A 24,512-nucleotide genomic window follows, 5' to 3' on the forward strand; every position below is an offset into this window, starting at 1 on the left:
GGATGAAGAAGATTTCCCAAGTGAGGGGTGTTGTTTATGGTACGAAAATGGCAGTTGCCGTTACAGACGTTGAGTCTTACGGTCGGTTTCATGGTATGGGTCATTCTGTCATCGCTCATGCCTTTTATCAAAGAAACCGTACCTATGAGTGCAAGCGAAGTGGCGTGGGTGACAGCGATTCCAGTCTTGCTTGGATCGTTGCTGAGAATCCCCGTAGGATATTGGAGTAACCGATTTGGCGCGAGAATATTATTTAGCATAAGCTTTCTCTTGCTGCTAGCCCCTGTTTTTTATATTAGCCAGGCGACCACTTATACAGATTTGTTAATCGGCGGGCTATTTTTGGGGATAGGCGGAGCGGTGTTTTCCGTTGGTGTTACTTCTCTTCCTAAATACTATCCGAAAGAGAAGCATGGTTCTATAAACGGAATCTACGGTATGGGGAATATTGGTACAGCGATAACCACTTTTGCAGCACCAGTTCTGGCCAAATCATTGGGATGGGCCAATACCGTACAGATGTTTATGCTACTGCTTGCAGGATTCGCTGTGCTTACCTTCTTACTGGGGGATAAAAATGAACCTAAGGTAGTGACTCCTCTTGGTCAGCAGATCAAGAGTGTCTACAAAAACGAAAAGCTATGGTTAATCAGTTTGTTCTACTTTATTACGTTTGGTTGCTTCGTCGCTTTCACCGTGTATCTCCCGAATTTTTTAGTGAGCCATTTCCAACTGGATAAAGTAGATGCAGGTATGAGAACAGCAGGGTTCATTCTCTTGGCGACACTTGCGAGACCATTGGGAGGCTGGCTAGGAGATAGGTGGAATCCCTTCAAGGCACTGATGATTGTGTTTGCAGGGCTTGCCTTGTCTGGTATTGTCTTATCGTTTTCGCCATCGATTTTGATGTATACGGTAGGATGCTTGTTAGTAGCGGCATGTGCCGGTATCGGTAACGGTGCCGTGTTCAAATTAGTGCCGATGTATTTCTCGCGACAAGCGGGGATTGTGAATGGGATCGTATCTGCCATGGGGGGATTAGGAGGCTTTTTCCCGCCGTTGATCTTAACGCTGCTGTTTAATCTGACGGGGCATTACGCGATCGGTTTCATGGCGTTATCTCAGTTTGCACTGGCAAGCTTGGTCTTGGTGATGTGGATGTTTTATCAAGAGAAGCTGCAGCTCGCCGCTACCATTATGGAAAAGACGGGAGAGGCGATACTGATTACCGATACACGAGGAGTCATTAAAAGTGCGAACCACGCTTTTACGAAAGTGACCGGTTATGAGATGAATGAGGTGATTGGCAAGTCCCCTAATATTTTAAAATCAGGCAGGCAGAGTGCCGATTTCTATCAAAAGATGTGGGACTCGATTAAGAAGAATGGCTACTGGCAAGGAGAGATCTGGAATCGCCGGAAGAATGGAGATCAGTACCTCCAATGGTTAACGATCAGCGCGATTCTGGACGATGCAGGAGACGTCGAGTACTATGCTGGCATGTTCAGCGAGCTCGCGGAGCAAAGACATGGATAAAGAAGCTTGAACCACTTATGAAAAAAAGTCTTGGACGGACGAGTCCAGGACTTTTTTCGTGCAGGAAAGGATGTAGACGTTGCTCACATTTGGCAAATATCTGGAGGGCAGTCATCACAAAAAATCGCTTCTTTTAAATAGGCAAGGTCCTTAATCAAGATATGTCCCTGGGGAAGCAGATCGATGGTGTCCTGTTTTTTTAGATCGGAAAGCATCCGGTTGACACTTTCTCGTGTCAGACCAATGAATTGTGCCAAATCACGATTGGTAAGGGAAAGGTCGATGAGGATTCCATCGGGGTGTGGCTTGCCATACGTGTTACTCATGCGGATTAGCGTTGAATACAAGGCACCGATTTTGCCATTGAGTAGCAAATCACGAAATTTAGACTGCATCCGCCTGTTCATCAATCCCATCCAACGCAGGAAGTCTACGCAAAATTGACCGTTTTTGATGAGCATTTTTTCCAACTCTTGTCGCGGAATGATCCATATCTCACCCTCCATCAACATGGTGCCTGTGGAGGTGTACGTCAATTCCTGTTCGAAGAGCCCGGAGACGCCGACTAGCTCTCCTGCACCAAATACTTGCAGTGTCAGTTCTTTTCCATCGTTGGTGTTTTTAGTGAGCTTAATTTGGCCTGACGAAATTAAGAATAGCTGATCAGCTCTTTCACCATCCAAAAACAGAACGGCTCCGGGAACGAATTTTTTCCTAACAGAAAACGTTTCAAGGCTATTCACAAAATCGGAAGAAATCTGCTGTACAAATGTTGTGCCATTTCCGGTCATGTGGGTCCTCCCTACAACAAGGATACAAAGGTAACTCATTATATCATCCGAAATCGATGGTTTGGGAAGAGAAAATCGTCCTAGATTGTGGCAGTGGTGTGAGGTAAATCACAACCTGGGTTACGAGCCATTGCTACAATGGACTCGAGCGAAAGGAAAAAATGAGCAGCAGCAGGGAGGGTGTTGTATGAACTATATATTTGCTTCCAAGGTGGCGAAGCGTGCTTTTATCATCATTGCTTGCTTGTTCGTCCTAAGTTACGTGGGAACACGTTTTTTCACGCATATTGATTTGGCGCTTTACGGCTATATGGTGGGGACTCTTGTCTTTATTGGAGGTTTCCTTTACCGATTTTCTGCGTGGGCAGATCGCCCGCCAACAAATGTCATTTTGAAAAAGGGGCTACGACTTCTCTTTCGTAAAAGCACGGCGAATACAACGGTGGATCATCTGGCCATCTATCGCTTTATTTGGAATCGGGGATGGTATCGCTGGACACAGCACATTTTGCTGGGATGGGGATGCATCTTGGCCGCGTTTGTCACCTTTCCGTTAGTTTTTGGCTGGATGTATTTCACGATGACGGACAATGGTTTCTATCAGGTCGTGTTCATGGGTGTGGATGTTCTGACCGTACAAGCGGATGGCTGGGTTGCCTTTCTCTTTTACAACGCGTTGAACATTACTGCTTTTATGGTCATCGGCGGAGCAGTCATGGCATTGTATCGCAGATTCAAGAACATGCAGGCACGGGCTGAACAATCCTTTGTCTACGACTTTTTGCCTTTATACCTGCTACTGTTTATCAGCGTGACAGGCTTGATGTTAACCGCAAGCAACATGTTCTTAGGGGGCTTTGGGCACCCGGTCATATCAGTCACTCATCAATTTGCAGTGATTGTGACATTGATTTATCTGCCATTCGGAAAACTGGCTCACATACCGTTCCGTCCCATGAGTGTGTTTGCACGTAATTATCGCGAACACTACGGCGAGCAGGAAATGAAAAAGTGCAAAGTGTGCAGCAATGAGTTTGTTTCTGTGGAACAGTCGGCAGATGTAATCAACGTGCTGGGGAAAAACGAAATGGCTTTTCAAATGGAAGAAGGATTCCACTTGGCTGAACTTTGCTTGCCGTGCCGCAGAAAATACCGGATGTTCCGTTTCACAGGAGTTCCTACGCACGAGATCAATGCCAGGGAGGCAAATCAACATGCCAAAGGATAAATTTTTTAAAGTAATTGAAAACAAGATACATCCGAACGAGAAATTGGTCAGCACGCACTGCTGCTACTGCGGTATGCAATGCGGGATGAATCTGCGTGTAGATACAACGACGAACAAGATTATCGGAGTAGAGCCACGGTACGATTTCCCTGTCAATCTGGGCAAGATGTGTCCAAAAGGCGTGACGGCTTATCAGCAGGTGAACCATCCGGATCGGATACAGCGGCCGTTGATTCGAACGGATGCATCATTAAAAGGCACGGCGGAAGGATTTCGGGAAGCGTCATGGGAGGAAGCACTTGACTTGATCATTTCCAAGTTCAAGGAATTGCAACACAACTATGGCAAAGATACCTTGTCTGTTTACTCTGGCGTTTCCATGACGAACGAAAAATGCTATCTCACGGGTAAGTTTGCGCGGGTCGCCTTGCAAACCCGCTATATCGACTACAATGGTCGCTTCTGCATGTCCTCCGCTGCGGCAGGATTGAATCGAAGCTTGGGGATTGATCGCGGTTCTACCATTCCCTGGACGGATATTCATCAAACAGACTGCTTGTTTTTGGCCGGTTCAAACGCGGCAGAGTGTCATCCAACCAGCATGTTTCGTATTTGGGAAGTGCAAAATCGAGGTGGTTATCTGATTGTAGCCGATCCAAGGGAAACACCTTTGGCGCGTCGAGCTGATATCCACCTGGATCTGCGGCCCGGTACAGATTTGGCACTGGCAAACGGAATCGTTCATCTCCTGATCAAGAACGGACATATTGATGAAGACTTTATTCGAAATCATACGAATGGTTTTGAAGAAACAAAAGAAGTGGTCGCTACCTTCACACCGGAGTATGTCAGCGAAATAACAGGGGTTTCGGTGGAGAAGATTGTGCGGGCTGCCGACATTTTCGGGAGGGCACCCGATGCGATTGTCATGTTTTGCCGTGGTGTGGAACAACAGGCGAAAGGGACGGACAACGTATCGGCCTATACCAACATGTCGCTCGTCACAGGCAAGATTGGCCGTCCAAAATCAGGTGTTGCAACCCTTACTGGTCAAGGAAACGGTCAAGGGGGGCGGGAACACGGGCAAAAAGCCGATCAATTGCCTGGCTACCGCAAGCTCGACAATCCTGAACATGTGCGTGAAATAGCATGTGCCTGGGGCATCCCCGCGGAAGAGATGCCGCAGAAAGGTGTCTCTGCCTATGAGATGTTCCAGTTGATGAAGGATAAAACAATCCGTAGCTTATACTTACTCTGCTCCAATCCGGTTGTAAGTGCGCCAAATCTAAACCATGTTCGGGAGTCCCTAAAAAGTCTGGATTTTATGGTTTGCTGCGACTTTTACTTGTCCGAATCAGCTGAATACGCCGATGTCGTTCTTCCCGTTACGACTTGGGCAGAGGACGATGGAACGACTACAAACCTCGAAGGTCGTATCATTCGTCACCGTCAGGCACAGGACTGGTTCGAAGAATCCAAGCCTGACTGGTGGATTCAGGTAGAAATCGCCAAAAGAATGGGGCGCGGACAATTCTTTGCTCACTTGAAGTCTCCTCAGGATATTTTCAATGAAATACGTCAGGTCTCCAAAGGCGGAATAGCTGACTACTACGGGGTCACCTACGAGAAAATTGATCAAAACAATGGTGTTTTCTGGCCGTGCCGTGAGGAGGGTGACGAGGGGCAGCCCCATTTATTCCTGGATAAAAAATTTTATCACCCGGATGGCAAAGCCAAAATATGTGCGCTGCCTTATCGCCCGCCAGCGGAGGAGCCGGATGAAGAATATCCTTTGCGGCTAACTACGGGACGAGTTGTGTTCCACTATTTGTCCGGGAATCAGACAAGACGAATCCCGTTTTTGACGGACATGTATCCTGATCCTCTGCTAGAGGTTCATCCAAAAACAGCGACTCTTTATGGCATTGAACACGATGAGCTGGTCACTTTGAAAACGAGAAGAGGCGAGGCGCAGTACCGCGTGAAAGTTATCGAGGCCATTCGAGAGGATACGGTGTTTGTTCCGTACCACTGGGGAAAAGCGGAGTCTATCAATCTGCTGACCAATCCGGCATTGGACCCTTACAGCAAAATGCCTGAATTTAAAGCGTGCGCTGCGAAAATCATCAAGCACAAGCATGGAGGAGTTCGCCATGGGTAAACAAGTCTTATACATCGAAATGGATAATTGCATCGGTTGTCGAAGCTGCTTGGCGGCGTGTACACAGTGTGGAGGTCACGACAACCGAAACCGAAACTACGTACTGGATGTGGACCCGTTTATTAGCAGACAAACGATTCCTCTCATGTGCTTCCATTGTGTCAATCCTGCTTGTGCCCGCAGCTGTCCTGCTCAGGCGATTCAAATCGCAGATAATGGGGCCGTATTGTCAGCCTTGGTAGAGAAATGCATCGGTTGTCAAAATTGTACCATTGCGTGCCCCTATGGGATTCCCAAATTTGATGAAGAACAGAATCTCATGTACAAGTGCGATCTATGCTACGACCGTACGAAAGAGGGAATCCCGCCGATGTGCGCTTCGGTTTGCCCGACAAACACCTTGCAGTGGATTGAGGAAGCAGAGCTGGAAGAAAAACGGGCACAGATTCCTTTGGCCAATGGCAAATGGACTGCCAGCCACGACCCGGATGTGCTGGAAGGCGAAACCAATGTGAAAATTAGCCTGCCTGGCATTCTGCAGGGCAAACAGAAGCTATTCTAGAGGGGAGAAATACCTTATGGAGAACGAGAAAACCCGCCAAATTCCGTTGAAGGATGACAATTATACACATAACATTAATCGTTCCAATGAGCGTAGTCTGGATCGACGGAGTTTTATGAAAACAATGGTAGGAGCAGCCGGTCTTTTCGCGGCATCTACACTGCCATGGGGGGCATTAGCTGCCAAGGAGCTGATGAGTTCATCCAGCAAGTCGTATCCCACACAAAAAATCGCGAATCTCAGCGATATAAAACCCGGAGATGCGATTGAATTTGCTTATCCAGGAGAGCATGACAGCGCGTTGTTCGTATATGTGAAGGAAAAGGAATACAAGGCGTATCAAAATGCATGTACCCACCTGCGTTGTCCGGTATTTTGGGACCGAGATGAGAAAGAGCTGCTATGTCCTTGCCATCATGGGAAATTTGATATCGCCACAGGTAATCCGCTCGCTGGTCCCCCAAGAAGACCACTTCCGGAAATTGTGCTTCAAGAGAAAGATGGAGCTGTATACGCTGTAGGGGTGAAGAGATATGAAGAGCAGCTATAGAGGTGTCATCCTATTAGCATTGATCTTGTTCGCCAGCATTGTTTGCACCCAGTACACAGTCAATATGTATTTTGCACAGCGATATATGGAGGTGCTATTGCTCAGCGGTGCAACGGTGGTGTTGTTCCCACTGGCATGGATGGTATTTAGAAAAGACCAGCGAGATCGAAGAGAACAAGGGAAATAATCCGGGGAAGGAAGTGTGATCAGTTGCCATGAATCCTAGTAAGCGAACGATTGCCGAGCTTCACCAAGAGCTCCCTGCCTTGGTGGATAAAAAAATGGGGATACTCATTCAAGATTTGGCGGATAATGCCGAACCACACAGCCCGTCTCTCTTGGAAAGGCAGCTGGCAAAATGGGAGATCACGGAGGATGAGGAGCATCTGCGACTCTATTTTAATCCTTGCCAGTTTATTGCGATTCCCATCCAGAATGGACCGGTTGTTTTTTCGCAAGAGGATGACTGTATTCAAATGGTTGCTAGCGACAATCGGGGACAGCTAGCGTATCGCATTTCTTTTGGTAACTAACTCCCACTAGTAGATGGAGGGATTGTAATGGGACCACCGCCTATAGGATGTATGGGGAAGATGCAGGAGTTTGAAGGGAGAAGGAAGCTGTGTCCAGCTCTGGAAAAATTGAAAGACGAGCACCTATCATTAGCTGAGCAGTTGAATGAGCTCGTACATCTAGCAAATAACCTGAAATCTACTGCCGAACCTACTAAAAGAAAGAAAGGCTTAACAGAGCTTCATGAGCTGGCATCCTCGTTTCGGGCGGAACTAGAGAGACACTCCAGACGCGAGGAGGAAGACCTGTATCCCCTGATGGCTAACTATATCGAACGGGAGATGGGACCGATTGCTGCCATGGAGGAAGAGCATGATCTTATTCATGAAAGCCTGATGTCGTTCATGCGAATCGTAGAAAAGGAAAAGTCTGAACCAGTTGAAATAGAAGCTGTCCACACTCATTTGCTGAAGTCAGTAGAAATACTCTTGGAACATTTCTTTAAAGAAGAGAGTGTGCTGTTCCCGATGGCAGAATACGTATTGAGTGACGCAGAGAAAGAGCAGTTGCGAGTACTGTTTCAAGATTAGAAATCATGTCGCCCTCCTACTGGTAAAAGTGGGGGGGTGATTTTGTTTTCCAATTATATTCTTTCGAGGGAAAATGTGCATGTTCCTACTGTCATTTGTCGGTTTCAATCGGAAGAAACCAATCATTAACTAGTAGGGAATAAATAGAGGAGGGGGTGTTCTAAGTGCCGATTATTAAATCGTATCTAACCTCATTGAGATTTACGTCCACGATGAGTGCTGGAACTGGTACTGGTGCTGCGTTTGCCATTGCAGCAACTGCATTTACCACTGACACTGGCGCTGCTGCGACAGCATTTCCTAGTACGTTTGCATTTTACAATCTCTACGTCAATGGAGTGCTTCAGGCAGGTAATACTTCCACAATCTCAACGACAGCAATCACGATTCCAGATGGAAATGCCGAAAACGGTGGTACACCCATAGTTGTCGAGTTTGTCGTTAACTAAGGTGAATAGGATGGTGGCCCCAGGTGGATGGTATGTGCCTGGGGTTCACTCATATGTGTAAATCGGAGTGAACGGTCGAAGCACTTCGAGAAAGGACGAGTGATTTTATGAGGCGCAATGTCACACAGTCATACCCAGTGAGGAGAAAGTGTCTGCAAATCGTCCCGCCATTAGGTTGCCCCGGAATTTTTCCAGTAAAACCCTCCCCAACGTGTCCTCCCTGTCCCCCATGTCCATGTACGCCTGGTTTAATACGAACAGAAACCTATCAGTATACGGCAATTTCAGATGGAGTCAAAAACAGGTATACCAACAGTGATGCGGTCATGCCCTTTAGTACATCCGGCATTCTGGACCCGAATGAAGTTTCGGTTGTGAATCTATTCATCAATGGAATGCTACAACCTCCCAATTTATATGTTGTCCAGCCGGGAGTGTTGATTCTGAGTGACATTCCTGTGCATGGAGTTCCTCTTATTCTTCAGTTCATCAAGATGATTGTCTCATAAATGGTTGGTTCCATAATGGGAAAAGGTCATGTCATACATACATGTCATTTTCCTTCCATGTTGTGCCCTACCAGGGATATGATCGGCTCGACATACTTAAAAGTCTCTCGTCTTCGATTTGGCAGGCAAGATCGCTTGCTCTCCTTTTTCATAGAAAGCAAGTAGAGTATGGACAAAACTCAATCTCGGTACGATCATATAGACGGCCAAGGCAGACCCAATGCTGATCAGGGCACCCACAATGACATCTGCTGGATAATGAACGCCTACCAAAATGCGAGAAAGCCCGACACAAGCAGCAAGCAGCATCCAGAGTGGCCCCGTCGTCTTTCTAAAAAGCCAGTAGGTCATGCAAAAGGAAAAAAACAGGATCGTATGGTCGCTGGGAAACGAATTGTCGACCGCTTTTTGTACCAATTGATTGACGTTCGCAAGCTCTGCGAATGGCTGATTATTCGCATGTAAGCTTCCGGCTACTTTCCCGAATAGCTCGGCGATGACAAACGTAAACGTCGCACAAACGACCATGATGCGATTCTCATGTTTTCTCGTAAACCAATACACCAAAGCACTCAACGCCAAAATAAACACCGTATATTCTGCTACGTAAAAAGCCACGGAGTTGAGAGCCGGATACTCTTTCCCCAAGTCATTAATCAAGCGAAAATAGTGAATGTTGATTTCCATGCCATTCATTTTTGGTGATCCCCCTTTACATGTAACAGGAGAATCGTAATCGATAGGAGAGAAATGGGAAATTGATTTACCTTACGAAATATTACAGGGTTGTAAGGTTGGTTTCGTAGCATCAAAAAAGAGACGGCAGAACCGTCTCTTTTTAGTTGGACAAAAGGTCCATATTATTTATTGTTGCCATCTAATTCTGCTTTGGGGTAGATGTCTTTTTTGACAGCCTTTAATTTTCCTACACAATCCATGGTCACGTTGATGTAATGATCCGGGGAAGTGTAAGTCACGAGAATCTGTGTCTTGTTATCCTGGACAGTAGAGGAGTGGATCTGTGAGAACTTATATTTTTCTGCTTGCTTTCCAAACAAAAGTTTGAGATGCTCCTTGCCTTTCTTGATCGCTTTCTCATCACCTAAAACTTCTTTCGAAGAGGGGAGTCCGTTTTGGATGTCGACGCTGATCAGCTCTCCTGTACTTGCGTTTACATGGACAACTCCGAACTCTGGGGTAGTACCCTCTGGTGTGCTCGACAGGATCACTTCCAGACGTTCGATGGGACCCGAAGTGGTGACGACGTTCTCTTTTAAGATGGAGGTGATGTGATAGTTCTTCAGGTCAGGGATGACTTCTTTGACGTGATTCACAGTCGCTTTTGCTTTTTGATTCAGATCTTTTATGGAAAGCTCTTCTAACTTGGTCGCAGTTACAGTTGCTTTCGCTTTGTAGGAAGAGGCTGCTGCTTCGTTTAACAGAACAGGTGTGTTTGGCAAAAGGAGTGCCGCTATCAGGGTGAATGCGAGTGCCTTACGCTTGGTCATTTTGGATCATCCCCATTATTGGTTAATTGGGTGTACATGGATTAATACGGAAAGAGATTCGTATAAGTAACTGTAAAAATTGTGAAAAATTTATTACAGGACGAAGGAAGGGAGAAAGTGTCGAAAAATAGTTTTGAAATTTTATTTCAAATCTGACAATTCATATTGATATTTTATTTCAAGTGTCTATAATACAAAATATGTAATGATTTGCCAAAGTCACACTTGAATGTAAGCGCTTAACAAATTTGTGGACGAAAGGGGTGGTATCGTGTTGAATGGCGGGTTGCTGCGCATCCGCGAATCATTGCACAATATCAAGCGTTCTGAACAAAACGCGGCGCATTACATTTTAGCCAATCCGGATGAGGTGATTCGTCTTTCCATCAAGGAACTCGCGGAAAGAAGCGAATCTAGCCAAGCTGCCATCATACGCATGTGCAAAAGTATCGGTGTAGATGGTTTTCAGGAGTTGAAAATCAGAATAGCCGGTGATCTGCAATCGTCTACCGCTCAGGATGAATACAAAGAGATTCTTCCCGATGCTGATATGTACACTTTGATTGAATCGGTTTCGCTCAACAACATCCTCTCTTTGCGAGAAACGATCAAAATTTTGGATACAGAAGCGGTGGAGAAGGCGATTGGTGAGCTGTTCCGAGCCACTCGAATTGATTTTTACGGAGTGGGTGCTTCGCAATTGGTTGCCCAGGATGCCCAACATAAATTTTTGCGCATCAATAAAATGTGCACGGCCCATTCGGATTCCCACTTGCAGCTTACTTCGGCAGTCACCTTGACGGCTGGTGATGTGGCAGTCGGTATCTCGAATTCGGGGGAAACCTCACAGATCATAACCACGATGAAACAAGCCCACAAATCTGGAGCTGTGACCATCGGCATTACCAAATACGGCACAAACTCCTTGGCGGAATGCGTGGATATTCACTTAACCACGTTTTCAACAGAAGCGGATGAACGCAGTGCCGCCACTTCCTCACGAATCGCACAACTCAATGTGATCGACATCTTGTTTAGAGGTGTTGCTGCCAAAAATTACGATGTTTCTGCTGCGTACTTGCGCCAGACGCGTAAAGCTGTTCGGGAGCAATACAAATAAGCAAATCCTCCTTAGCATACACAAAATCCTGCCTTTATCCTTTTATCCTTATCAGTCAGTAAAGAGCTTATTTTCAAAGTGCCCACATGTGGCTAGTAGTACGTTAGGCGTTTGGAAATATCGTTAGCTATGCAAGTTTTTTACTTCATGCAATTGGGGAGGTTTTCCATGAAAAAGAGAAGGTTTCTCTCAGTACTTGGTTTGATAGGCTTAGCCGCGGCATTGCTTATTTCCGGATGTAGTAGTCAGTCCTCCACACAGCAGGGGGACAAAGTCGAATTGTATATGGGCTACAGCTCTGATCCACCTACGAAGAAAAAGATGGAAGAAATTATTGCAAAATTCGAACAATCACATCCACACATCAAAATTAAAACAATGACGGCTCCTTATGATGACTTCTATCAAAAGCTGACGACTCAGATCGCGGCCGGGAATGCGCCTGATCTATGGCAGAGCGACGGGACAAAAGTATTTGGCTACGCCCAACGCGGCGCGATTCTCGACATCACCGACTACGTCACGAAAGAAATCAATAAAGAGGAGCTCAACGGTCTGGAATTCAACAAAGACTCAGATGGGAAGTATTGGGGAGTGCCGCAGGGCATCCAAGTCGGAGCCCTTTTCTACAACAAGGATTTGTTCGACAAAGCGGGCGTACCATACCCTACGGCTGACTGGACCTGGGATGATGTGAAGGCGGCTTCCGTCAAGCTGACTCTCGATGCCAACGGGAAAAATGCAGACGATCCTGCTTTTGACAAAAAATCAGTGAAGCAGTACAGTTTCGCGTTTTTCGGTAGCTCACGCGGCGCATTTAACATTTTGAAAGCGTATGGTGGCGGGGTATTGGACCCGACGTTGAAAAAATCGATTATCAACAGCTCGGAGAACAAAAAAGCGGTCGAGTGGATGGTCGACGGTATGCAGCGTAAGCTATTCCCGAATCCGGCTGATTTGAAGGCGTTCCAAAGCAACTTCAAAGCGTTTTTGAGCGGGGCTGTGGCGATGCAAATCGATATTTACGCAGCAACAACCTCGATGAATGGTGCAGGGTTGAATTACGATGTCGCTCCTATGCCAAAAGGACCGGACGGCAAACGCTTCGCACCCGTAATTGCCAACTCATGGGTCATCAACAAAAAGGCAGAGGAGCAGAAGGTCAAGGCCGCTAAAGAATGGATCACCTACTGGACGACATCAGATGAAGCACAAAAAGAATGGACAGAAGTAGGGGAAGCCATTCCAGTGAAAAAATCAGTGGCGAATTCCGAGATGTTCCTAAACCCAGCCACGAAGCCAGAAAACAAAAAAGTCTTCCTCGACACCTTGGAGTTCGCGGGCACGATTGATACCAATGCTGTCTTTACCGAATGGGTGAAGGTGTTCACGGATAATCTGGCGGAACTGTTCATGGATAAATACGGAACGGATGAATTCATCACGAAAACAGACGAAGGCATTCAAAAAGTTCTGGATGACTTCTTCAAGAAGCAGTAGTCATCAATCAGTGAGGATGTGTGCCAACCATGTTAGAGCTGCAAACCAAGCAACAGGCGAAGCCTGCTGAGAAAAAGAGAAAATGGTTGGATAGCGAGGGGAGATGGGGACTGCTCCTGGTCTCCCCTTATCTCATCCACTTTCTCGTATTCGTTGTGGGAACATCGGTCGCGTCATTGTACTTCAGTTTTTCGGACTACGATATTTTAAATCCGCCTAAATGGACTGGCTTGGACAACTATGCAAAGCTGTTTGAAGACCCGCTGTTTTATCGCGCGTTATGGAATACGGTCTATTTTACGATCCTGTACGTTCCGGCCAAAACATTTTTGGCGTTGCTGTTAGCGGTGGCCCTGAATCAAAAGCTGAGGGGCTTGAAATTTTTCAGGATGGTTCACTTTTTGCCGGTCATCTCCTCATGGACGGTGATCGTGTATGTAGCGGATGCGGTGTTTAACCAGCGGATCGGTTTTGCCAATGCTTTTCTGTCTAAACTTGGGCTAGCTCCGCAAAACTGGCTGATTGATGAATTCTGGGTCATCCCGGTCTTGGTTCTCATCGCCATCTGGAAGTCAGTCGGCTACATGATGATTATTTTTCTCGCTGGACTGCAAGGAATTTCTTCTGATATGTACGAGGCAGCCTCGATTGATGGAGCAAACGCTTGGCAAAAGTTTTGGCGGGTGACGGTCCCGATGATTTCCGGCACGACGTTTCTGGTCGTCATCTTGAACACGATTTACTCCTTCCAAAACTTCGAGCAGATTTTTGTCATGACCGGGGCCTCTACGGAGGCAGGCTCGACAGGTGGTGCCAACAACGCCAGCCTCGTCCTGATGCTCTTCATGTTCCGCCAAGCATTTAGCTTTTTCAAAATGGGCTATGCCTCTGCTATCGCGTGGGTGTTGTTCCTCATCCTGCTTGCCATTACGCTCATCCAATTCAAGCTGCAAAAGAAATGGGTTCATTATGATTAAGAGGCAAGGAGGTAGCCATGCAAAAGCGTTTCCCTCTAAATAAAATCTTTGGATACCTGTTTGTCATAGCGAGTGCGTTGATTATGCTGGTTCCGTTTTTGACAACTGTGTTTAACTCGCTGAAAACTTACAAGCAGTACATGCAATTTCCGCCAGAATGGCTGCCAAATCCAGCACAGTGGAGCAACTATACAACCGTGTGGGAACAGGCGAATTTTAGCAGCTATACGATCAATAGTCTGATTGTCGCGATTCTTTCGGTTATCGGGGCCTTATTGTCCAGCTCGATGATTGCCTTTGCTTTTGCCAGGCTGCGCTTTCCTTTCCGCGACACGCTGTTCATGATCGTGCTGGGAACGATGATGATCCCGGGGATCGTCACGATTATCCCGCAGTTTATTATCTTTAAAAATTTGGGACTGCTCGATACGTTGGCTCCGCTTTGGCTATTGGAGTGGCTCGGACAGCCGTTTGCCATTTTTTTAATGAGGCAAGCATTTTTAAATATCCCGAAGGATTATGAGGAAGCGGCAAAGCTGGATGGCTGCAATCCGTTCCAGATTTACTGGCGGGTGTTTTTGCCGATGTGCAAGCCTTCCTTGGCAACACTGGCGGTCTTTACGTTTATGGGGAAGTGGAATGAGATTTTGGCGCCAGTCATTTATCTCATTTCGGATGAGAACTTTACGCTGCCGATCGGGATTTTGTCTTTGAGCGGTCAGTACAAGACAGAGGATCAACTGCTGGTAGCAGGGGCCTTAATCAGCTTGATCCCGATTTTGATCGTGTTCTTGTTTGCGGAGAAATATTTTGTGGAAGGCTCCAAAACTTCTGGATTGAAATAGGGCGTAAAGGAGGCTAGCATCCGATGCAATACGTACCTTGGGACGATTTATATGCGGACGCTCTGTGCGAGCTGTGGAATCAGGAGTTGGGTGATCGCTTTCCCATGCGGTCTGGGCTCATGCGGCAAAACAGCTTCGAGGATCAGAATGTAGTCAAAGCTGGGTCGTGGATTGCGATAGATGCTGTGACGCAGCGTCCTGTCGGTTTTGTCGTGGCCAAATGCTGGCAGGAAAAGCTCGACATTCAATTGGGAAAAGGCATTGGCTGGATACAGGTCTTACTCGTGTCTACCGCACATCGCGGGCAAGGGGTCGGGCGTGAATTGCTGGCAAGGGCTGAGAATGCGTTGCGAGAGCAAGGGGTGGAAAAGGTCTTGCTGGGGCGCGATCCGTATCATTATTTCCCGGGCATACCCGATGAATCTGCGGACGTAAAAGTGTGGTTTGAGAGACAAGGGTATCACTCGGAGGATCGGTTGGAGAACGATCTGTTAGGCCAGTATCTCGAACCAGCGGAGCTGGAATTGCCAGAGGTACCAGATGGCCGCTTTCGACTGTTGACGAGGGAGGACCAAGATGCCTTCTTAGCCTTCTTGCATCGATGCTTTCCCGGACGCTGGGAGTATGAAGCCATTCACTATTTCCACCGAGGAGGGACCGGACGCGAATTCGTCGTGGTGGAGCTGCACGGTGAGATCGTCGGTTTTTGCCGGATCAATGATGCCGATTCTCCGTTTGTTGCCCAAAACGTATACTGGGCACCATTGTTTGCAGATGGGCTGGGCGGCATCGGTCCATTGGGTGTGGATGCGGAGTATAGAGGACGGGGCTTGGGACTGGCGATTGTGGAGGCGGGCATTGTGGCGTTGCGGAATCGCGGTATTCCGAACATTGTCATCGATTGGACGACGCTGGTCGACTTTTATACGAGGCTCGGGTATCGCAGCTGGAAGCAGTATGCGAAGTACGGCAAAGCATTCTCTTAACAAGAGCAAATAGGTAGGGAGGAGGATTCCATGCAAGCCGAACACATGACAGTGGAACAAAAGGTCGGGCAACTGCTGATGATCGGGTACCCTACGTTGGATATTCCCGAAGAAATGGAAGCGTGGATCAAACAAAAACAGATTGGCAACGTGATTCTTTTTAGCCGCAATATCGGGACACCGGAGGAGACCTATCAGCGCGTACAGAAACTTCAGAGCTGGGCGTATGAGTCTTGTCATCCCTATCCGCTGTTGATTGGGACCGATCAGGAAAATGGCGTGGTCTCCCGTCTACAAAAAGGGTCGACGCGCTTTCCAGGAGCGATGGCTTTAGGTGCGACAGGCAATCTCGATCAAGCCAAGCGCATCTACCAGGCAACAGGTGAGGAGCTACGTGCAGCAGGGATTTCAGTCAATTTCGCCCCGACGGTCGATGTGAACAACAATGCGGACAATCCGGTCATTGGGGTGCGGTCTTTTGGAGAAGCGCCAGAGCAGGTGGCGCGGTTTGGTGAGGCCGCCATTCAAGGCCTGCTTGCGAGTGGTGTCATTCCCTCTATCAAGCACTTCCCCGGTCATGGCGATACGAGCATCGATTCTCATGAAGCCGTTCCTGTGCTTGGGCATGATCGGACGCGACTGGATCAGGTTGAGTTGGTTCCATTCCAGCGCAGTATCGCGGCAGGAGTCCCCATGGTGATGGTTGGACACATCAGTTTACCTAGTATGGATGAGTCGGGTTCTCCTGCTACGTATTCCAAAGAGATCGTGACGGGAATTTTGCGTGAGTCGCTCGGTTTTGATGGGGTCGCAATTACGGATTGTATGGAAATGGCCGCTATCGCGGGTACCATCGGGGTTCCAGAAGCGGCGGTGCGTTGTGTGCAGGCTGGGATCGATCTTGTGCTGGTTTCCCACACGCATGAAGTTCAGCAAAAAACGTATGATCGCCTCGTTGCGGCCATTCATTCGGGGGAGCTGTCAGATGAGCGGGTCAACGAAGCGGTAAATCGCGTGCTTCAATTAAAGAAACGATTTCTTTCCTGGGAGCATTGCTTGCGAGCAAAAGGCCCTTCCTTTGACCGTATTCAGCATGCAGATATGGCGAGAAGTGCGCTCGCTCAAGCCATAACCTTGGTGAAAAATGAACATCAGCTGCTTCCTTTACAGAGAAGCACGCAACCGCTCGGTGTGATTTTTCCGGGGATCGCTAACCTTACGTTGGCAGAGGATGGGCAAGCAGCTTTAGGCGATTTGGTCGCACCATTGAGAAAATATCGTGAAGTTGAATACCATATGATGTCGACGCTCAACCCGACAGAAGATGAAGAGGAGATGGTGGCGAATCTGATGTCAGCCACGGAGCAAATCGTCGTTTTTACGTACAATGCCCATATCTTTAAAGGCCAATCGCTGCTATTGAATCGGCTAATTCAACAGGGGAAAAGGGTCGTGGCTGTCGCTCTGCGAAACCCGTATGATCTCTTGGTAATGCCAGAGGTTGATGCGTATCTCGCCGTTTACGACCATACGTACCATGCCATAGAGCTTGTGGCAGACATTTTGTTCGGGGAACGAAAGGCCGCTGGACATCTTCCGGTCAGCCTGTTTCCAACGGAGAAAAAGCAGCATGGTGTGGGGTAGAAAGAGAAGATGAGTGTAGATGGGTGGGAGGTAACTGGATGAAGTTTCACCTGCGTGATTTAACGACAGAAACAAGAAATTGGAATACGGAAGAGCTGGATAAATTCTCTACCATGGAGATTGTCCAGATTATGAATGAAGAGGATAAAACAGTTGCGTTTGCCGTTGAAAAGGAGCTGGCTTCGATTGCAGCCGCCGTTGACTTGATCGCAGAATGTCTGGAAAACGGCGGAAGACTCTTTTACTTTGGAGCGGGAACGAGTGGGAGATTGGGCTTGCTCGATGCTGCTGAATGCCCCCCAACCTTTGGGACGGACCCCTCATTGGTGCAGGGAATCATAGCCGGCGGGGAAAAAGCTATCGTCAGGGCAGTCGAAGGAGCCGAAGACGTGGAGCAGAACGGCAGAGAAGATGTGATTGCCTATGGCGTAAAGGCAGGGGATGCCGTGGTAGGAATTGCGGCGAGTGGTCGGACACCCTATGTCATCGGAGCATTGGCGGAAGCAAGAAGGCAGCAGGCAAAAGTCATTTCGTTGTCCTGCAACCAGATGGCGCAAATCAGCCAAGGTGTGGATGTAGCGATAAATGTGGTAGTAGGGCCAGAGGTGGTGACCGGATCGACTCGCCTAAAAGCAGCGACGGCGCAGAAGATGGTTCTCAATATGATTACAACCGGCTGCATGGTACGGTTGGGGAAAGTGTACAAAAATTTGATGGTCAATGTGCAGGTAACCAATGAGAAACTGAAGGAACGGGCAAAACAAATCGTGGCAGAAGCGACCAATGTCTCTACCGATGAGGCAGACGTACTGTTGCACAAGGCAGACGGTGACGCAAAACTGGCGATCGTGATGCAAAAGACCGGGTTGCCAGCAGAGGACGCAAGCCGTTTGCTCACCCAGTATAAGGGCAATATTCGACGGATTTTGGAAGGGAATCACAATCAGGAATGATCAGCCTAATCCTTTTGGATGAGGCTTTTTTTGTCTTGGTACGACACAACTGGTAATGAAAATCACTTGTATGATCCATAAAATGTTCATTTGAATATTGGCGGAAAAGAGGATATGATTACATTAATTCTTATATTGTAATTTCTATAATTTGAATGGACAGAGGTGATACGTATGAAAAAGGGTGATTTTCACCATCTTGATCATGTGAAAGAACAGCAAACATCGAAGAAAACATTGTGGATTACGCTCCTATTGACGTTGTTTTTTACGATCGTGGAGGTTGTGGGAGGCTTGATGTCCAATTCACTCGCGCTCCTGTCCGACTCCGCCCATATGATTTCTGACGTCTTTGCTTTAGGGTTGAGTATGACCGCTATTTATATGGCGACACGTAAGCCGACTAAGAAGTACACGTTCGGATTTCTCCGTTTTGAAATTATTGCTTCGTTCTTGAATGGCTTGGCTCTTGCTGTAATTTCGATCGGGATTGTGATTGAAGGGATCAAACGGATGATCAATCCGCAAGACGTTGATTTGCAGTTGATGCTGACCATTGCATCCATCGGTTTGGTTGTAAACATCGTGCTGACCATCGTACTTTCCCGCAGTATGAAGGAAGAAGACAACCTCAATGTAAAAAGCGCGTTGTGGCACTTTATTGGAGATTTGCTCAGCTCCGTCGGTGTGATTACGTCAGCAATTCTCATTTACATGACAGGCTACTACTTGTTCGACCCGTTGATCAGCATGGTGATTGGGGGAATTATTTTTACAGGTGGTGCCAAAATCATTCGTGAGTCGCTGCTCGTGTTGATGGAATCTGTTCCAGAGCAGTTTGATCTCGAGCAAATCCGTCAGGACCTCAGTGAAGTAGAGGGCGTGGAGGATGTTCATGAGCTGCACCTGTGGGCGGTATCCACGGAACATTACTCCCTGACAGCGCATGTGTTCGTTCGTGAAGGCATCCAGCCGTATTGTGTCATTCTGGCGATTAATCACATTTTGCAAACGAAGTACGGAATTGACCATTCGACGATTCAGATCGAGCACCCGACGATTTTGGATCACGGGGAATATGGCAAGCAGTTTTTGCTTCAGCAAGCATAAATGACCATGAGAAAAAGGCTAGTCTCCAAGGAAGGGGACTGACCCCTTAAAGTGAGACAAATCAAAACACCTTCAAGAGAACTAAACCATGTCGTAAGATATGGGGACAATCTTGGAGGTGTTTTTGCATTGACAACTAGAGTGAGTTACCCAGTAGAAGTTAAGAAGCAGGCGATTCAAATGAGGTTGGCAGGTGTTCCAGTGAAGGAGGTTATGGAGAGACTCGGAATCCGCAATGTGACTCAGTTAAAGGTCTGGATGAAGTGGTATCGAGAGGGTGAACTTCATCGACTAGAACAACCTGTTGGCAAACAATATAGCTTTGGCAAAGGCCCTGAGTACACTTCAGAGCTTGAGAAAGTGAAAGCAGAAAATCGATTTTTGAAACAACAACTGGACGTGTTAAAAAAGTACAAGGAGTTGGAAAGGAGGTGTCACCTAAAAGCGTGGTCAAATGGATGGACTCCATCAGAGGAGAAGTAACTATTACTCAAGCTTGCGCTTGGTTGGGTATTGCCCGATCCACCTATTATCGATGGAAGTCGGTGTTTAAAACGAAACCGAAGGATCTCATAATTGAAAAGATTCGGGAGCTATGTTCCCTACATAAATTCCGCTATGGCTATCGAAAGATCACGGCACTCCTTCGGAATGAACAGCTAATTAATCACAAGCGTGTGCAGAGGATTATGCAAGCGGAACAACTGCAATGTCGAGTACGCATCAAGAAACGTAAACCAACGGGACAACCTTCACAATCAGCTGAGCATCTACTACAACGTCAATTTCATGCCGAAGCTCCGTTGCAAAAGTTAGTGACGGATATTACATATTTGCCGTTTGGTGGGAAAATGTTGTACTTATCAAGCATCTTAGATTTATACAACGGGGAGATTGTTGCTTACTCCATAGCAGATAAACAAGACACTTCGTTTGTCTTAGATACATTGAATCAACTTCCTAATCGACCAGGAATGATGCTACATAGTGATCAGGGTAGCGTATACACGTCTCAAGCTTACCAAGAAGCAGTTAAAGGAAAAGGCATTACCATGAGCATGTCCCGCAAGGGAATGCCCGCTGATAATGCCCGCTGATAATGCCCCAATCGAATCGTTTCATTCCACGCTAAAGTCAGAAACGTTCTATCTCGAAGGCCTTACAAGTACAACGACGGCAATCGTTGTACAAACCATTCGAGATTATATTACCTACTATAACTCAATTCGTATTCAAACGAAACTAAACAACCAGTCGCCGGTTGAATTCCGAGGACTGGCTGCTTAAACTTGTAAGGTGTTTTGATCCCTGTCCTAGAAACGGGGGTCAGTCCCGAAGCTCAGGAGATAGCATTTTTTATTTACTTCCCCGCAAAGAAACTGAATACATAGGGTGAACGTCTAAATAGAAAGGAAGGAGGTTTTTTATGAGAATCACAACCAAACTGCCCCAGTATCATGAAAATGTACATGTCGAGTTGATGAAAAATGAATGGGTTCCACTGAATGAACCACAGAGTTTGGGCATGGCCACTCTTTTATCGATTCCTTTCATGCTGATCAATGCACTCATCGCCATTGGGATCATCCTTATTTTTTCGCCATTAACCTTTCAGGAATTTGGACTGACATCCGGCTCTCTATCCATATCCATTGACTTCGGTGTGATTTTCTTCTTACTTGCCTTGGTTATTTTTCATGAATGCTTGCATTTGATTTTTATCCCCAATTTCATGAGATCAGAAAAAACATGGATAGGGCTTACCTTGTTTGGAGGGTTTGTAGCAACGGAAGAAAAGATTCCAAAAGCAAGATACATACTGATTACCATCGCCCCATTCGTTATCCTTTCGGTTATGTTACCATTTCTTCTAGGTTTATTGGGGCTGTTCACTACCATGTTTAAATTTTTGGTTTTGATAAACGCAATCGCTTCATCAGTCGATATGCTGAATCTTTTCCTAGTGATGAAGCAAGTTCCGAAACAGGCAATCTTGATCAGTAACGGACAAAAGACGTATTGGAAAGCCCCCGAAAAAGATGGGCATGGATAGCCCCAAGCATGAGGATGGCGAACAGGATGCAAGCAAGGTAGTGGGCTGAGAACGACAATAATGGTCGGCCAGATTAACCAGCCGCCCCATCCTTTTGTCTTCTTTACAGTTGCTTCTGTTTGGATATTCATAAGAGATAAGATCAATTGAGAAACTTACGATTTTTGCGAAGGAAGTTGGCAAGAGTTAATCCCAAAGATACGATAGAAGAAGCATTGTTTGGTCAAGGCTGTATACAGGAGCGGAATGCCCATCAACGAAAGGTATTGGTAGCCTCCTTCCAGAAAGAAGAACAAGGACAGAAAGGCTAACCCAGTAACGATACGAAACATTTGATCAAAACGACCGACGTTTTTCATTCTTATCCCTCCGGTTATGGTGTTTGTGATTGATGAGACTTATTGTACCGGAGTACTTTTTGGCTGCATGTAACAAAGTCACATAACGTAAAGATTTTTCCGTCCCATAACAAACGCCAAGCAGAAGGGAAGAAAAGCATGAACCAAATCCGTTACCATCGCAGAAAGTACACGCAGGGTCATACACCGATCGAAAGGCTGGAGCGACTGTCCAAGGAGTTAGGCGGACCGAGCATTTCTATCAAGCGAGACGACATGCTTGGCTTGACAGCAGGGGGAAACAAGACGCGAAAGCTGGAGTATTTAGTGGCGGAGGCAATCGAGCAAGGGGCAGACACGTTGATTACATGTGGAGCTGTCCAATCCAATCACTGCCGGTTGACTCTGGCGGCGGCAGTTCGCGAAGGTCTGCACTGCCAGCTCGTGCTGTCCGCGCCTGAGACGGGCGAGTACCAACCGCAAGCGAGTGGCAATCATCTGTTGTTCCACTTGCTCGGAGCAGAAAAAATCGAGGTCATTCCCGCAGAGGCAGATTTGCTTGCAGCTATGGAAGAGCTCGCAGAAAGTCTGCGAAAACAAGGCAGAAAACCATATCTGATCCCGGTAGGAGGCTCCAATGAAGTCGGGTCTTTGGGGTACATGGCGTGTGCGGAGGAAATCGAGCAGCAGGCTTGGGAAACGACGACTCCGTACGATTATGTCGTGACGGCAACGGGAAGTGGCGGTACGCAAGCCGGTCTGCTTGCCGGTTTTATGGCGCGCCAGTCCAACACAAAAGTAATCGGGATCAATGTCAGCCGAGATCGTGCTGCACAAGAAGCAAAGGTGATGGGGTTGCTGCGCAGTACAGCTGCACGGATCGGTTTGCAAGGGGACATACGGGCAGAAGCTGTGGTTTGCGACGACAGATTTGTCGGGCCAGGCTATGCGATTCCGACGGATGGCATGATTGAAGCCGTTCAGCTGATCGCTCGGACAGAAGGGATTTTGCTAGATCCTGTCTATTCCGGAAAGGCGATGGCAGGGTTGATCGGCTTCATTCGCGAAGGGCATTTTACCAAGAGTGATCACGTATTGTTCCTGCATACGGGTGGTTCCCCGGCACTATATACGGTTCCACAGTTGTTTTTGTCATCCAAATAGCGTAGCAGGCAGCGGTAGTCTAGGATGTACGTACACGTCCATAGCTACCGCTGTCTTTTTATAGGAAAGCTGACAGACTTAGTGCTTCACAGTGCCTTGGTCTGCCACAACATCGGGGGTGTCTACCTGCTGCATCAGCATACGCATGGAAAAGACGATTCCTAGTGTGGCCGTTATTAAAAGACCTGCCAATACAAGGTAACCGACTGATGCGCCGGTTGAATCTAGCATGAGAGTAAATAGAGCGAGTAATAACAGCCTCATGCATGTACCAATCGACCGAAAGAAGCTCAGGACCCTGCCCATAAAACGATTAGGTAGCAGTTCCATATAGATGGTCTGACGGATCAGTCTGGTTGATACATTGCACCAGCCCATAAACGCAGAGAGCAACACAAAAACCGAGCCCATTGGGATCACAACGATCATTACAAGAGCAATCGCCATCAAGATGAAATTCCCTACCATATAAGGAAAAGGACCGATTTTTCCACGAAACCAGGTAAGAAGAAATCCCGCCACGACTGCGCCTATGGAATACGTAACCTCTCCCATGGAATAGATCGCGACATCTTCCCCCAAAACTTGGCTAACAAAGATAGGGTTAAGCAGGTTCGTCAGCATAACGGCGAGGAATGGTATCAGCGCAGCAATTCCGAATACGATAAATCCTCGTTTTTCTTTGATATAGACCCAGCTTTGTTGAAATTGTGACACCCAGGATGTTTGGAGGGATTTTTCTACTTGTTTCTCTTGTGTAAACACATAATCGATTCCGGTTAAGGAGAGAAAAGCGATCAGATAGGTCAAAGTGTTAAGGATCAGCACTATATGTAGTCCGTATTTCCCCAATAGCAAACCTGCGAAAGCTCCTGCGAGGACCAAAGCAGTCTGGTTTTGAATTTCCAGGGTAGAATTGATCACATTGTAGTGCTTTTGCTCAAAGGTTTCCTGTATGAAGGCTGACTGTGTAGGTTCGTGAACCTGAAACATGAACATCGACGCCAAAAAAACGAGTACCATCATCCACGCTTGATAAGTCCCCCAAAAACCCCAAGCTGTTACAAGAGCGAGAACCGAGAAGCCTCCTAGCTGTTCCAGCTGTAGAATGGCCTTGCGGGAAAAGCGGTCGATCAATGTACCAAAATAAGGTCCGATGAGCAGTGTCATTATTGAGGAGAGAAGCATGGTGGAACCAAGTAGGCTGGCTGAGCCTGTGGATTCTACCAAATACCAAGATATCCCGATCATGGTCATCCCCTGGCCAAAGCCTGAAAACAAATTGGAAAGAAACAGCTTGCGAAAATTGCGATTGCGAAAAATCTCGTTCACTCTCGTCACTCCCTTTTCCATAATAGGCTAGATGAGCAGCCCTATTACAAACATAAAGGAGCCTGATTATTCACGAGGGTCACCCTTCATCAA

At 47.1% G+C, this 24,512-nt stretch carries 25 protein-coding genes and 1 pseudogene; 21 read left to right on the forward strand and 5 right to left on the reverse strand.

Translation table 11 applies throughout. The annotated features are described in order from the left end of the window. The first annotated feature begins 36 nt into the window (after positions 1-36). Entirely contained in the window at positions 37-1,536 is a 1,500-nt protein-coding gene (locus HP399_RS06930) for a nitrate/nitrite transporter (protein ID WP_173616456.1), read from the forward strand. 83 nt (positions 1,537-1,619) lie between these two features. On the opposite strand, the gene HP399_RS06935 is transcribed toward HP399_RS06930, so the two are convergent. Beyond that, positions 1,620-2,327 carry a Crp/Fnr family transcriptional regulator gene (locus tag HP399_RS06935; RefSeq protein ID WP_173616455.1) on the reverse strand — a complete coding sequence of 236 codons (708 nt, stop codon included), beginning with the start codon at positions 2,325-2,327 and terminating at the stop codon, positions 1,620-1,622. A 187-nt stretch (positions 2,328-2,514) separates the two neighbouring features. Between HP399_RS06935 and HP399_RS06940 the strand changes: the two genes are divergently transcribed. The 9 genes from HP399_RS06940 to HP399_RS06980 all read left to right on the forward strand — a co-directional run bounded on the left by HP399_RS06940 (position 2,515) and on the right by HP399_RS06980 (position 8,889). Next, a complete protein-coding gene (locus HP399_RS06940; protein ID WP_173616454.1) occupies positions 2,515-3,555 on the forward strand; it encodes a hypothetical protein in 1,041 nt (346 codons plus the stop codon). Continuing rightward, entirely contained in the window at positions 3,542-5,716 is a 2,175-nt protein-coding gene (locus tag HP399_RS06945) for a molybdopterin oxidoreductase family protein (protein ID WP_173616453.1), read from the forward strand. Before HP399_RS06940 ends, HP399_RS06945 begins: the two co-directional genes overlap by 14 nt. Further along, positions 5,709-6,278 (forward strand): 4Fe-4S dicluster domain-containing protein, encoded by a 570-nt coding sequence (locus HP399_RS06950; RefSeq protein WP_088909171.1) that lies wholly within the window; start codon positions 5,709-5,711, stop codon positions 6,276-6,278. Before HP399_RS06945 ends, HP399_RS06950 begins: the two co-directional genes overlap by 8 nt. 16 nt (positions 6,279-6,294) lie before the next feature. Continuing rightward, positions 6,295-6,828: a Rieske (2Fe-2S) protein gene (locus tag HP399_RS06955; protein WP_173616452.1), complete on the forward strand. Its 534-nt coding sequence runs from the start codon at positions 6,295-6,297 to the stop codon at positions 6,826-6,828. Further along, positions 6,812-7,015, forward strand: a complete 204-nt coding sequence (locus tag HP399_RS06960; RefSeq protein WP_137033053.1) for a hypothetical protein — start codon at positions 6,812-6,814, stop codon at positions 7,013-7,015. Before HP399_RS06955 ends, HP399_RS06960 begins: the two co-directional genes overlap by 17 nt. 28 nt (positions 7,016-7,043) lie before the next feature. Next, complete coding sequence (locus tag HP399_RS06965) at positions 7,044-7,361, forward strand: hypothetical protein (RefSeq protein ID WP_173616451.1); 318 nt, start codon at positions 7,044-7,046, stop codon at positions 7,359-7,361. Between the two features lie 27 nt (positions 7,362-7,388). Further along, positions 7,389-7,931, forward strand: a complete 543-nt coding sequence (locus tag HP399_RS06970) for a hemerythrin domain-containing protein (RefSeq protein ID WP_173616450.1) — start codon at positions 7,389-7,391, stop codon at positions 7,929-7,931. Positions 7,932-8,095: 164 nt separating this feature from the next. Then, a complete protein-coding gene (locus HP399_RS06975; RefSeq protein WP_173616449.1) occupies positions 8,096-8,380 on the forward strand; it encodes a DUF4183 domain-containing protein in 285 nt (94 codons plus the stop codon). A 107-nt stretch (positions 8,381-8,487) separates the two neighbouring features. After that, entirely contained in the window at positions 8,488-8,889 is a 402-nt protein-coding gene (locus HP399_RS06980) for a DUF4183 domain-containing protein (RefSeq protein WP_173616448.1), read from the forward strand. A 96-nt stretch (positions 8,890-8,985) separates the two neighbouring features. On the opposite strand, the gene HP399_RS06985 is transcribed toward HP399_RS06980, so the two are convergent. Further along, a complete protein-coding gene (locus tag HP399_RS06985) occupies positions 8,986-9,585 on the reverse strand; it encodes an undecaprenyl-diphosphatase (protein ID WP_173616447.1) in 600 nt (199 codons plus the stop codon). A 164-nt stretch (positions 9,586-9,749) separates the two neighbouring features. Then, positions 9,750-10,397: a hypothetical protein gene (locus tag HP399_RS06990; protein ID WP_173616446.1), complete on the reverse strand. Its 648-nt coding sequence runs from the start codon at positions 10,395-10,397 to the stop codon at positions 9,750-9,752. Between the two features lie 274 nt (positions 10,398-10,671). On the opposite strand from HP399_RS06990, the gene HP399_RS06995 reads away from it, so the two are divergent. From HP399_RS06995 to HP399_RS07040, 10 genes and pseudogenes are all read left to right on the forward strand, one after another. Next, a complete protein-coding gene (locus HP399_RS06995; RefSeq protein WP_173616978.1) occupies positions 10,672-11,517 on the forward strand; it encodes a MurR/RpiR family transcriptional regulator in 846 nt (281 codons plus the stop codon). 168 nt (positions 11,518-11,685) lie between these two features. Further along, positions 11,686-13,017 (forward strand): ABC transporter substrate-binding protein, encoded by a 1,332-nt coding sequence (locus HP399_RS07000; protein WP_173616445.1) that lies wholly within the window; start codon positions 11,686-11,688, stop codon positions 13,015-13,017. Between the two features lie 29 nt (positions 13,018-13,046). Then, positions 13,047-13,994 (forward strand): carbohydrate ABC transporter permease, encoded by a 948-nt coding sequence (locus tag HP399_RS07005; protein ID WP_173616444.1) that lies wholly within the window; start codon positions 13,047-13,049, stop codon positions 13,992-13,994. Between the two features lie 17 nt (positions 13,995-14,011). Continuing rightward, positions 14,012-14,839 carry a carbohydrate ABC transporter permease gene (locus HP399_RS07010; RefSeq protein WP_173616443.1) on the forward strand — a complete coding sequence of 276 codons (828 nt, stop codon included), beginning with the start codon at positions 14,012-14,014 and terminating at the stop codon, positions 14,837-14,839. Positions 14,840-14,862: 23 nt separating this feature from the next. After that, on the forward strand, positions 14,863-15,825 hold the full coding sequence (locus HP399_RS07015; protein WP_173616442.1) for a GNAT family N-acetyltransferase: 963 nt from the start codon (positions 14,863-14,865) through the stop codon (positions 15,823-15,825). Between the two features lie 30 nt (positions 15,826-15,855). After that, complete coding sequence (locus HP399_RS07020; protein WP_173616441.1) at positions 15,856-17,469, forward strand: glycoside hydrolase family 3 protein; 1,614 nt, start codon at positions 15,856-15,858, stop codon at positions 17,467-17,469. 38 nt (positions 17,470-17,507) lie between these two features. Then, entirely contained in the window at positions 17,508-18,422 is a 915-nt protein-coding gene (gene murQ, locus HP399_RS07025) for an N-acetylmuramic acid 6-phosphate etherase (RefSeq protein WP_173616440.1), read from the forward strand. A gap of 174 nt (positions 18,423-18,596) precedes the next feature. Then, positions 18,597-19,532, forward strand: coding sequence for a cation diffusion facilitator family transporter (locus HP399_RS07030; RefSeq protein ID WP_173616439.1), 936 nt, complete (start codon positions 18,597-18,599; stop codon positions 19,530-19,532). A 129-nt stretch (positions 19,533-19,661) separates the two neighbouring features. Then, a pseudogene (locus HP399_RS07035) lies at positions 19,662-20,819 on the forward strand (IS3 family transposase). A gap of 139 nt (positions 20,820-20,958) precedes the next feature. Next, on the forward strand, positions 20,959-21,585 hold the full coding sequence (locus HP399_RS07040) for a DUF3267 domain-containing protein (protein ID WP_173620606.1): 627 nt from the start codon (positions 20,959-20,961) through the stop codon (positions 21,583-21,585). Between the two features lie 155 nt (positions 21,586-21,740). Here the strand turns inward: HP399_RS07040 and HP399_RS07045 are convergent, their stop codons facing one another. Further along, positions 21,741-21,944, reverse strand: coding sequence for a YgaP family membrane protein (locus tag HP399_RS07045; protein WP_173620605.1), 204 nt, complete (start codon positions 21,942-21,944; stop codon positions 21,741-21,743). Between the two features lie 138 nt (positions 21,945-22,082). Between HP399_RS07045 and HP399_RS07050 the strand changes: the two genes are divergently transcribed. Next, a complete protein-coding gene (locus HP399_RS07050) occupies positions 22,083-23,087 on the forward strand; it encodes a D-cysteate sulfo-lyase (RefSeq protein WP_173620604.1) in 1,005 nt (334 codons plus the stop codon). Positions 23,088-23,165: 78 nt separating this feature from the next. Here the strand turns inward: HP399_RS07050 and HP399_RS07055 are convergent, their stop codons facing one another. Continuing rightward, a complete protein-coding gene (locus HP399_RS07055) occupies positions 23,166-24,419 on the reverse strand; it encodes an MFS transporter (protein ID WP_173620603.1) in 1,254 nt (417 codons plus the stop codon). Positions 24,420-24,512 lie beyond the last annotated feature (93 nt).

The organism is Brevibacillus sp. DP1.3A (assembly GCF_013284245.2).
Taxonomy (GTDB): Bacteria; Bacillota; Bacilli; order Brevibacillales; family Brevibacillaceae; genus Brevibacillus.

Coding starts and splice junctions, on each gene's coding strand:
- HP399_RS07015 (WP_173616442.1), top strand. CDS start 14,863: ATGCAATACGTACCTTGGGACGATTTATATGCGGACGCTCTGTGCGAG.
- HP399_RS06985 (WP_173616447.1), bottom strand. CDS start 9,585: ATGAATGGCATGGAAATCAACATTCACTATTTTCGCTTGATTAATGAC.
- HP399_RS06950 (WP_088909171.1), top strand. CDS start 5,709: ATGGGTAAACAAGTCTTATACATCGAAATGGATAATTGCATCGGTTGT.
- HP399_RS07000 (WP_173616445.1), top strand. CDS start 11,686: ATGAAAAAGAGAAGGTTTCTCTCAGTACTTGGTTTGATAGGCTTAGCC.
- HP399_RS07005 (WP_173616444.1), top strand. CDS start 13,047: ATGTTAGAGCTGCAAACCAAGCAACAGGCGAAGCCTGCTGAGAAAAAG.
- murQ (WP_173616440.1), top strand. CDS start 17,508: ATGAAGTTTCACCTGCGTGATTTAACGACAGAAACAAGAAATTGGAAT.
- HP399_RS06960 (WP_137033053.1), top strand. CDS start 6,812: ATGAAGAGCAGCTATAGAGGTGTCATCCTATTAGCATTGATCTTGTTC.
- HP399_RS06970 (WP_173616450.1), top strand. CDS start 7,389: ATGGGACCACCGCCTATAGGATGTATGGGGAAGATGCAGGAGTTTGAA.
- HP399_RS07050 (WP_173620604.1), top strand. CDS start 22,083: ATGAACCAAATCCGTTACCATCGCAGAAAGTACACGCAGGGTCATACA.
- HP399_RS06945 (WP_173616453.1), top strand. CDS start 3,542: ATGCCAAAGGATAAATTTTTTAAAGTAATTGAAAACAAGATACATCCG.
- HP399_RS06990 (WP_173616446.1), bottom strand. CDS start 10,397: ATGACCAAGCGTAAGGCACTCGCATTCACCCTGATAGCGGCACTCCTT.
- HP399_RS07030 (WP_173616439.1), top strand. CDS start 18,597: ATGAAAAAGGGTGATTTTCACCATCTTGATCATGTGAAAGAACAGCAA.
- HP399_RS06940 (WP_173616454.1), top strand. CDS start 2,515: ATGAACTATATATTTGCTTCCAAGGTGGCGAAGCGTGCTTTTATCATC.
- HP399_RS07020 (WP_173616441.1), top strand. CDS start 15,856: ATGCAAGCCGAACACATGACAGTGGAACAAAAGGTCGGGCAACTGCTG.
- HP399_RS06980 (WP_173616448.1), top strand. CDS start 8,488: ATGAGGCGCAATGTCACACAGTCATACCCAGTGAGGAGAAAGTGTCTG.
- HP399_RS06955 (WP_173616452.1), top strand. CDS start 6,295: ATGGAGAACGAGAAAACCCGCCAAATTCCGTTGAAGGATGACAATTAT.
- HP399_RS07010 (WP_173616443.1), top strand. CDS start 14,012: ATGCAAAAGCGTTTCCCTCTAAATAAAATCTTTGGATACCTGTTTGTC.
- HP399_RS06930 (WP_173616456.1), top strand. CDS start 37: ATGGTACGAAAATGGCAGTTGCCGTTACAGACGTTGAGTCTTACGGTC.
- HP399_RS07040 (WP_173620606.1), top strand. CDS start 20,959: ATGAGAATCACAACCAAACTGCCCCAGTATCATGAAAATGTACATGTC.
- HP399_RS06935 (WP_173616455.1), bottom strand. CDS start 2,327: ATGACCGGAAATGGCACAACATTTGTACAGCAGATTTCTTCCGATTTT.
- HP399_RS07045 (WP_173620605.1), bottom strand. CDS start 21,944: ATGAAAAACGTCGGTCGTTTTGATCAAATGTTTCGTATCGTTACTGGG.
- HP399_RS06965 (WP_173616451.1), top strand. CDS start 7,044: ATGAATCCTAGTAAGCGAACGATTGCCGAGCTTCACCAAGAGCTCCCT.